General features: G+C 52.2%; 9 protein-coding genes and 1 tRNA gene. 2 read left to right on the top strand and 8 right to left on the bottom strand.

From position 1 onward, the window contains the following. Positions 1–15: 15 nt before the first annotated feature. From PJE062_RS02950 to PJE062_RS02965, 4 genes are all read right to left on the bottom strand, one after another. Positions 16–1,077 carry a DNA polymerase III subunit delta' gene (locus PJE062_RS02950; RefSeq protein WP_008546969.1) on the bottom strand — a complete coding sequence of 354 codons (1,062 nt, stop codon included), beginning with the start codon at positions 1,075–1,077 and terminating at the stop codon, positions 16–18. 2 nt (positions 1,078–1,079) lie between these two features. Next, entirely contained in the window at positions 1,080–1,763 is a 684-nt protein-coding gene (gene tmk, locus PJE062_RS02955) for a dTMP kinase (RefSeq protein WP_008546395.1), read from the bottom strand. A gap of 52 nt (positions 1,764–1,815) precedes the next feature. Then, positions 1,816–3,033 carry a D-alanyl-D-alanine carboxypeptidase family protein gene (locus tag PJE062_RS02960; protein ID WP_208982113.1) on the bottom strand — a complete coding sequence of 406 codons (1,218 nt, stop codon included), beginning with the start codon at positions 3,031–3,033 and terminating at the stop codon, positions 1,816–1,818. Between the two features lie 109 nt (positions 3,034–3,142). Beyond that, on the bottom strand, positions 3,143–4,285 hold the full coding sequence (locus PJE062_RS02965; protein WP_008546671.1) for a septal ring lytic transglycosylase RlpA family protein: 1,143 nt from the start codon (positions 4,283–4,285) through the stop codon (positions 3,143–3,145). A 308-nt stretch (positions 4,286–4,593) separates the two neighbouring features. Here PJE062_RS02965 and PJE062_RS02970 point away from each other — a divergent pair. Further along, positions 4,594–4,683 (top strand) — tRNA-Ser (locus PJE062_RS02970). Positions 4,684–4,916: 233 nt separating this feature from the next. After that, a complete protein-coding gene (locus tag PJE062_RS02975; protein WP_008547089.1) occupies positions 4,917–5,246 on the top strand; it encodes a hypothetical protein in 330 nt (109 codons plus the stop codon). Positions 5,247–5,342: 96 nt separating this feature from the next. On the opposite strand, the gene speB is transcribed toward PJE062_RS02975, so the two are convergent. From speB to PJE062_RS26655, 4 genes are read right to left on the bottom strand one after another with little or no spacing between them, the layout of a single operon-like run. Continuing rightward, positions 5,343–6,203, bottom strand: coding sequence for an agmatinase (speB, locus tag PJE062_RS02980; protein WP_008547257.1), 861 nt, complete (start codon positions 6,201–6,203; stop codon positions 5,343–5,345). A gap of 9 nt (positions 6,204–6,212) precedes the next feature. Beyond that, positions 6,213–7,388, bottom strand: a complete 1,176-nt coding sequence (gene nspC / locus PJE062_RS02985) for a carboxynorspermidine decarboxylase (protein WP_008546857.1) — start codon at positions 7,386–7,388, stop codon at positions 6,213–6,215. 4 nt (positions 7,389–7,392) lie between these two features. Beyond that, entirely contained in the window at positions 7,393–8,604 is a 1,212-nt protein-coding gene (locus PJE062_RS02990) for a saccharopine dehydrogenase family protein (protein WP_008546354.1), read from the bottom strand. Positions 8,605–8,625: 21 nt separating this feature from the next. Continuing rightward, entirely contained in the window at positions 8,626–8,964 is a 339-nt protein-coding gene (locus PJE062_RS26655; protein WP_247643100.1) for a hypothetical protein, read from the bottom strand. Positions 8,965–9,190: the final 226 nt, after the last annotated feature.

Below are 9,190 nucleotides of genomic sequence, written 5' to 3' on the forward strand. Positions count from 1 at the left end.
GATAACAGTCGTACGTCAGCCAGAGCTTGCTTTCCGCAGGTCAACGAGGAAAGTCAACACAACTTGCTTCCGATCGAGGTTTAAAGCATCTGCCGTTGAAGCAGCGCGGCCAACCTTTTCCCACAAGTCAGCCCACCTGACAAGCGCATCCGGCTTTGTGCTTGCATCTTTACGCAGTTGATTGCTCAAGAATGTGCGCGCAAGCTCCAAAAATGTGTTCCAGGCATCCTCTGCACCGCGTGCCGCAATCTTATCTGCAAAGCCATGCGCACGGATCATGTCCAGATTTGTGATGGTTTCAACCAGCCCGGTGAACTCCTGCGCGATATCTAGCGCACCGCCGTTTGCGGCCAGTGCTGCCTGTCGCAGGCTCCCATCGGCAAGCGTGTGAAGGGCTTCTGTGTTGCCGGATGGGCCACATCCCATTTCTGTGAGGGCATGCTCAATCATCGGCTCTTCCAGTTTGCGCATGGTGAGTTTGCGGCATCTGGAACGGATTGTTGGCAGCAACCGACCCGGATTGTGGGAGAGCAAGATGAACAAGGACTGTTTTGGCGGTTCTTCAAGGATTTTGAGAAGTGCGTTGGCTGCGGACTGGTTCATATCATCGGCAGAATCAACAATACAGATGCGCCAGTTACCACCAGCTGCCGTGGAGCCGAAGAAACCTGTTGTCCTGCGCACTTCATCGACCGGAAGATCTCGCTTGAATCGTTTGCCTTTCAGATCCCACGGGCGGCGCAAGTGCAGAAGGTCTGCATGGGAGCCTGCAGCAACCATTTGTGCGCTATGGCTTTCCGGTGGGACGTACAAGCTGTTGGCTGCCATAACAGGCGTTGAAAAGCGATCAGGATGTTCAAGGATAAAGCGGGCGAAGCGAAACGCGAGCGTGGCTTTGCCGATGCCTTTGGGGCCACCGAGAATCCAGGCATGATGAAACCGCTGCGATCTATAGGCGTCAAGCAGTTCTGTCTCAGCCAGTTCATGGCCGTAAAGACGTGTTTGCTCGCGTGGGAGCGGCAGGCCGTCGACCTCATCAAACTCAGGGACTTCTTCGATTATGGGAGCCTTGGCCATACTCACCCTTCCCTGTTTGCGTCAGGTTCGCCTGTTTCCTGCTGGATCTGCTCAGCAAAGCGGTCCTGTACCGCCCGCCAGATGTCTTCGGTTACCTTATCCTGAGGCTGGTCGCCGTCAATCACCACGATGCGATCTGGCTCATTGCGAGCCATTTCCAGAAAAAGTTCTTGCCTGCGGCGGTGCGTTTCCAGTGTATCTGTTTCAAACCGATCCGGGCCATCAAACTCAACGGGTGCTGTGCGCTTTGAAACGCGGGCCAAGCCAACTTCAGGTGTCACGTTGATGAGCAGTGTCATATTCGGGTTATGACCTGCGATTGCGACTTGCTGCAGAGCTTCTACGGTTGGTGTGGGTACACCAGATTCGCCCTGATAAACGCGGGACGAATCCGCAAAGCGATCGCACAGCACCCATTTGCCATTCTCAAGTGCAGGCTTGATAAGTGTATCAATATGGTCAGCACGGGCTGCTGCAAACAGAACGGCTTCGGCAGTGACACCGTAGTCTTTTGCTGCGCCTGACAGGAGAACTTCGCGAACCAACTCAGCGCCTTGTGAGCCGCCGGGTTCGCGTGTGGTGACAGCTTCAATTCCTTTGGCCGCGAGTTTGTCGCGTAAGCGCTGGATTTGAGTCGACTTACCGGCGCCTTCACCGCCTTCAAAACTGATAAAAATACCCGACAACGTCGAACAGGCCTCCAAGACCTTCGGAATTCAATAGTGCTGAAACCCGGTGCTAAAACAACTGGTAGAAGAACTCTCCAAGGGCATCCCATGCGCGGCCTTGAAGGTCTCCAATGGCTACATCCTCTCCTGTAACCAGTGTTGCTCGATAAATCACGTCATTTTTGGAAAGAACTTGCAGTTCTCCCACTTCCATTCCTTTTTCAATAGGTGCTGGAATGGGGCCATTGTAGACGACACGGAGCTTATACTTGTCTTTCTCATTCGGGTTGATGAGTGTTGCGACAGCATCATTTGTCTTTAAAGATACGGTCGTTTTCTTGCCGCCATAGACTTGCGCATCACTAATAAGTTCGCCTTTGCGAAAGAGCTGCTGCAGCTTCAGGCCGGAAAACGTGGGCAGCAGCAGGGTTTTCATGTCCTGAACGCGATCTTGAAGCGTTGGAGAGGCTGCAATTGCTGCAACATAGCGGTGACCGTTGCTATCCAGCGTTCCGAGCGCCGCGAAGCCCTCTCTCTCAGAGAACCCGGCACCAAATCCATCAAGGCCTTGAATATCACGTATGAGCGGGTTTTTGTTGCGCTGCGTGATCTTGTTCCAAGTGAAGCGGTCCATAGCATAGACAGAATGTAGCTCGGGCTCATGCTCCAGAACGTAGGCTGCGAGAACTGTTAGATCTTCGAGTGTGGTCTTATGGTTCTCATCGGGAAAGCCAGTTGGATTGGTGAAGTTTGAGTTCTCCATACCAATGGACTTAGCCAGCTTGTTCATTTCCTGGGCAAAGTTTTCTTCGCTACCAGCAAGCCCTTCAGCCAAAATGATTGCGGCATCGTTTGCGCTGTGTACGATCAGGCCATACATCAGATCATTGACAGACACAGATGAGTTCAGGCGCGCAAACATTGTTGTGACGCGTGCTGGTGCTCCACCGGTGCGCCATGCATGTTCACTGACTTTGAACATGGTTTGTGGCGTGATGTCACCAGCATGGATGGCCTGCTGCACAGTGACGGCAGTCATCAGTTTTGTCAGGTTGGCCGGAGCCATCAGAACCTGAGAGTTTTTGGAGAAGACGAGCGACTTATTTGTGAAGTCGTAGAGCGTTGCGGCTTTGGCTTTGATTTCGACAGCCTGAGCTGGAGAGGCTGCGAGTATGCTGCAGAATGCCAATGCAGCGATAGCTGACGCTCTCCAGTTTTTAGGAGATGTCCAGTACCTGCAGTTGTCTTGAGATTTATGCTGTTTGCACTTCTGCCACCCAACTTGCACGCCTGCGTCTCCCTGATTGATTTTGGTGGGGCTATGATACGCCCCATCCCTTAAAACAAACACTAACGCAGGTGTGCTGACTGGGTAAAGCCGTTTAGAACTAAATGACTTAGTGATTTTGACCAGTACGAGATAGCAGTAGCTCTTTCAGGCCTGAACCACCAGAAACAGACTTGAATGCATCATGCGCACTGTTGAGTCTGTGCTCAGATGCATAAGATGAAATTGCATTACCAGTCTGGAAGGTTGGCGCAGTGCTGGTAGGTGTTTTATATACACCAGAGCTTGGTGGTGGCAGCAGAGATGTTCCAAAGGAGGTCGAAACAGGCTGTGCTGCAATGGCTGGTTTCGGAGCGTTTGGATTTGCGCTGGTGGACAATGCGCTATTGATCCGGTTTCTGAAACTGCTGATGGACGCAACCTGTGTTGTGCTCAGGTTACGCTCGTAAACCACTGCTGGATCAAGCTGGTTGGCATTGAACGCCAGAACGTTCTGTGCTGCCAGAATAGGTGTGTCGTATGGCCTGCTTTTTGGCATTGGTGCCGGGCCAGAGATACGGTTCACAGGATTTGCAAAGGCGAGCATGGTGCGCGGTGCAGAGCTGCCGCCATTCCAGTTGCCACCATTGCCGGAATAAGAAGCCAGAAGCTTTTTCTCATCCCGCCCATGGAGCGGCGCACGACCAACATACTCCACACGAACTTTTGCAACACCGCTGGATTTGGTGCCGAGCATGCCAGCAACGCGTTCTGACAAGTCGATGATACGATTGTCATGGAACGGGCCACGGTCATTCACGCGCACAACCATGGACTTGCCGTTTTGAAGGTTTGTCACCTTGGCATAGCTTGGTAGCGGCATTGTTGGGTGGGCGGCGGTCAGTGCGTTACGATCGAAGATTTCTCCGTTAGCGGTTTTGCGGCCATGGAAGGTTGGGCCATACCATGATGCCTTGCCGGTTTTCTTGTAGTTATCGTCCCTCTTGGGATAGTACCACTTACCGGCCACTTTATACGGTTTGCCAACAACAGCGCGCCCTCCTCCTTTGGGAACCGGCTTCGAGCCTTTCACCACACGAGGACTTGCAGCTACGCCGTATTTCTTTTCACTGAACTTCACTTTATCCGTGCCGCCACCGCAGGCTGCAATGCCTGCGCACAGGGCAACCACAGATATGCTGGTCGCTACGCGTTTGATCGTTTCGGGAGCTGGTGCTTTCACCGAATAGCCCCAATTCAGTAAAGAAGTCATACCGTTGTTACTCACTACATGTTCGGCACTGACGGATTTCAGATTGGTTGAGCAAAAATACCCGAGCTCACTACAAACTGAACCAATATTAAAAAGATAGCCGATAAACCTTAACTGAATCCGATCAAAATGTCTCCACAAGAAAGAGAGATTTTTGCCTAAGCTAACTTCCTTAGGGGAAATGGCGGTTTTGATAGGACTGATTGATTTCACTGTGAAAAAAATAAATTCATGCTGTGGAACAAGTTTTACGCCCGCTTGACTTTGAGGGCCGCATGAACGAAATAGAGCCCACACCACACAGCGCCGGAGAGGTGGCAGAGTGGTTGAATGCACCGGTCTTGAAAACCGGCGGGCGTGGAAGCGTCTCGTGGGTTCGAATCCCACCCTCTCCGCCATCTATCTTATTGATAGATAGAGCAAAAAAACCCATCTTTACGGTGGGTTTTTTGCTTTCTGGACTAGTGCAATATGACCTGAGTTCTCAGAAAAATAGTGAGAGTGTTCCCGGCTATCTGGGGCGCTGTTTCAGGAAATAGCGCTAGTCCGTCAGAATACCTTTGAGAAAATTGCAAGATAGACAGTCGGAAACGGCGTAGTCACACTGGCACTTTCTTCACGGGGATTTTCTATGAAACGCTTAGTTTTGGCTGCTGGCCTCTCCTGCTCGCTTGCTGCGCCCGCTTTGGCACAGGCGCCTAAAGATATGATCAAAGAGATTTTTCTAATCGACACTATGGATAATTTCTGTGAGCTCGGCATCGTGCACGAGCGGACACTGGATTACATCAGAGAAAACAAACTCAAAACTACGCCCAGCTACATCATCCTTGTCCAGCAAAGTATAAGTTTGGCGGGAGAGGTTCAACATACGCTGGAAGATGCCCATGAAGATGCAAGTGGTGTCGTGTGCATTCAGATCCGTGAGCGAGCAAAAGAACTCAATTTACTGAGCAAGTAAGCTGAGGGTGCGGGGTTGTGGCGATCAGTGCGTAGAAATGAAAAGAGCTGCAATCGTATGATCGCAGCTCTCTGTTTCGGTTGATTGGTATAGCCGTCAGCCTTGTGAGCTCAGCGCTGCAGCCATGAGGCGGTATGTGATCTGAGCGGCGGTGAAGTCCCACGCGGCATTTCCGTCGGGGGCGAGCTCAACCACATCGAGACCGACGCACTTGCGGCCTTTAAGGGCATGTTCCACCAGATGGATGGCCTGATAGTAGCCAAGGCCTCCTGGAACCGGTGTGCCTGTGGCTGGCATCTGGGATGGATCAAGACCGTCGACATCAAAAGAAACATAGATGTCCTCTGGGAAATCCTCCGGCAGATCAACAGCGTGCAAGCCTTTGGTCACTAGCTCTTCCGCATCTACAAAGAACACCTTGTTTTCTGTTCTGCTATCCATTTCCTGCTGACAAAGTGCACGCACGCCGAACTGTGCGAGGGAACTCCCCTCTTCCACCAGAAGGTTCATAACAGAGGCGTGGGAATGCTTTTCACCCTGATAGGCAATGCGTAGGTCTGCATGCGCATCCACTTGTACGATCCCTACCGGCTTACCAAGTGCGCGTGCTACACCGGACACAGCGCCGTAAGATAGAGAGTGTTCGCCGCCGAGCGTGACTGGGATTTTACCAGCTTTCACGGCAGCTTCAGTGCGCTGTGCTAGACGTTCCATCACCTCTGGCAGAGGACCATCGCACGCTACTGGCTCTTGTGTGGAGATGCCGGAAGCGCATGGCTCAACGCCATTGCTGCCGCGCTCAAGTTCGTTACTCGCTTCGATGATGGCTTCTGGCCCTTTTTCGGTGCCAGAGCCATAAGAAACAGTGCGCTCCAGAGGCACCGGAATGATGGTGAAGAGCGCGTCTTCTGCCTTGCGTTCTGCTTCAGTCAGCTCACTGTCGAGAAAAACAGACATTTTGCACCTTTAGGAAAGACGGTTCAGGAAGTCGTTGTACGAGAACTCTCGGATAATCTTGAGTTCGTCGCTCTCAGAATTCCAAAGGGCGATGGTTGGTAGAGGAACACCGTTGAAGGTGTTGGTTTTCACCATCGAGTAGTGCGCCTGGTCAAGAAACGCGAAACGATCGCCAATTTGGAGTGGCTCTGCCCGGGTGTAATCCCCGATAACATCGCCTGCGAGACAAGATGGACCGCCGAGGCGGTATGTATGCCCCTCTTCCGATTCATCCAGCATGGCTGGACGATATGGTGCCTCGATGACGTCCGGCATATGACAGGTTGCGGAAATATCTACGATCGCCAGATCCATGCCGTTCTTTGGCAGATCCAAAACTTCGCCAATCAGGATGCCTGCATCCAGAGCAACAGCTTCACCCGGTTCCAGATAGACTTCCAGGCCCGTTTCTGCGCGCACATCTTTGATGAAGGCGATAAGGGCTTCGCGGTCATAATCTTCGCGGGTGATATGATGACCACCGCCGAAGTTGATCCACTTCAGCTGGCCGAAATACGGTGCAAGCTTATCCTTAACCGCGTTCCATGTGCGCTGGAGAGGTTCGAACTCCTGCTCACAGAGCGTGTGCATATGGATGCCGTCAACGCCTGTCAGAACTTCTGCACTCAGCTGGGAAACCGGAAATCCGAGCCGTGAGCATGGAGCGCAGGGATCGTATTTTTCCACTTCGCCTTCGGAATGCTCCGGGTTGACACGAAGGCCTACATCCACATTGTGTTTCGCGGCTCGCACGTTTGGCAGGAAACGGTCTTTTTGTGCTGGAGAGTTGAAGATCATGTGGTCGGTGTAACCGATGATCTCATCAATCTCGCTAGCTTTGTAGCCTGCGCAGAATGTTGCAACTTCGCCGCCATACTTCTCACGACCCAAGCGTGCTTCATACAAGCCAGAGGCACAGGTTCCTTCAAGATATTCGCGTACCACTGGGGCTAATGCGAACATGGAGAAGGCTTTTAGGGCAGCAAGAACATGCGCGCCGGAACGGTCAGCAACGTCCTTAAGCATAGAGAGGTTGCGGCGAACCGCAACCTCATCAACGACAAAACAGGGACTTGGCACTCGGGAGAGATCAAAAGATTTGAACGCTCCCGCATCACCAGCCTGTGTCTGCATAAACTCAGCCATCAGCTTAGAACTGAACCGGACCGTCGAGTTCTTTAACCTGCCATGGCAGGCCGTGCTCGTTCAGCATGTCCATGAAGTTGTCTGGATCCAACTGTTCCATGTTCCACACGCCCGGCTCTTTCCAGTTCCCCTTCAGGATCTGTGCTGCGCCGATCATTGCAGGTACGCCAGTGGTGTAGGAAACCGCCTGAGAGCCTACTTCTGCGTAGCACTCTTCGTGGTCGCAGATGTTATAGATGTAGTAGGTTTTCTCGCCGGAGCTGTCTTTTGCCTGACCAGTTGCGATGTCACCGATACAGGTCTTACCTTTAGTCAGCTCACCCAGACCGCTTGGGTCTGGCAGTACGGACTTGAGGAACTGCAGCGGAATGATTTCGTGGCCTTCGTGCATGACTGGCTCGATAGAGGTCATGCCGATGCCTTCAAGCACGCGGACGTGGTTGATGTAAGCATCGCCGAAGGTCATCCAGAAACGCGCACGCTCAATCTCGGTGAAGTGGGTTTTCAGGCTTTCCAGTTCCTCATGGTACATGAGGTACATGTTTTTCTCGCCCACGCCCGGGAAATCGAATGCCACTTTGTGGGTCATCGCTGGGGAGGTTACCCAGTCGCCTTTTTCCCAGTGACGTGCGTCTGCAGTTACTTCACGGATGTTGATTTCCGGGTTGAAGTTGGTCGCAAATGCTTTACCGTTGTCGCCACCGTTACAGTCAAGGATGTCAATCTGACGGATGTTTTCGAGCTTGTGCTTCTTCAGCCAAGTTGCGAATACGGAGGTTACGCCCGGATCGAAGCCAGAGCCGAGAATTGCAGTCAGGCCAGCTTCTTTGAAGCGCTCCTGATACGCCCACTGCCAATGGTACTCGAATTTTGCTTCGTCTTCTGGCTCGTAGTTTGCGGTGTCCAGATAGTTGATGCCAGCTTCCAGACATGCGTCCATCAGCTTGAGATCCTGATACGGCAGCGCCAGGTTCACCAGCAGCTCAGCACCACTTTCTTTTATGAGCGCTACAACTGCTGCGACGTCCATTGCGTCAACTTCAGCGGTCTTGATCTCTACGCCGGTCTTCTCTTTTACGCTTTTTGCGATGTCGTCACACTTAAACTTGCGACGGGATGCCAGCGTGATTTCGGAGAAGATATCCGAGTTCATTGCCATTTTATGTACGGCAGCGGAGGAAACACCACCAGCGCCGATTACCAGAGTTTTACCCATGTCTATTCCCCGGTCCTTGGATTATTCGTAATAAGTGTAGCCGTTGATGCTGTCACGATAGGCAGCAACCAACGTGCGTCGGTCAGCATTCTTGAGTGTGCCGGCGGAGACCGCCTCATCAATGAGTTTGCGGAAAGCGTCTACGCAATCGCGAGGATCATACTCTACATACGAGAGAACCTGCGAGATTGTATCGCCTTCAACTTCCTGAAGCAGATCAAATCCGCCATCTGCTCTCAGGTCAATGGTTGCGACATTGGTGTCGCCGAACAGGTTGTGCAGATCGCCTAAAGTTTCCTGATAGGCACCTACAAAGAAGACACCAAGATAGTATGGCTTACCTTCTTCAAGCGTATGCACCGGCAAAGATGGTGAGATACCATCTGCGAGGATGAACTTGTCTACTTTACCGTCACTGTCGCAGGTGATGTCTGAGAGTACTGCGCGGCGATCAGGAACTTCGTTCAGCGCTGCAACGGAACAATCGGATGCAGCTGATCAATTGCCCAAACATCTGGGCAGAGATTGGAAGAGAGAGAAGTTGCAGTGATAGATATCAGCGACTTTTTCCAGCTGCTCATCAATC

The sequence above is a fragment of the Pseudovibrio sp. JE062 genome (assembly GCF_000156235.1).
Lineage (GTDB): Bacteria > Pseudomonadota > Alphaproteobacteria > Rhizobiales > Stappiaceae > Pseudovibrio.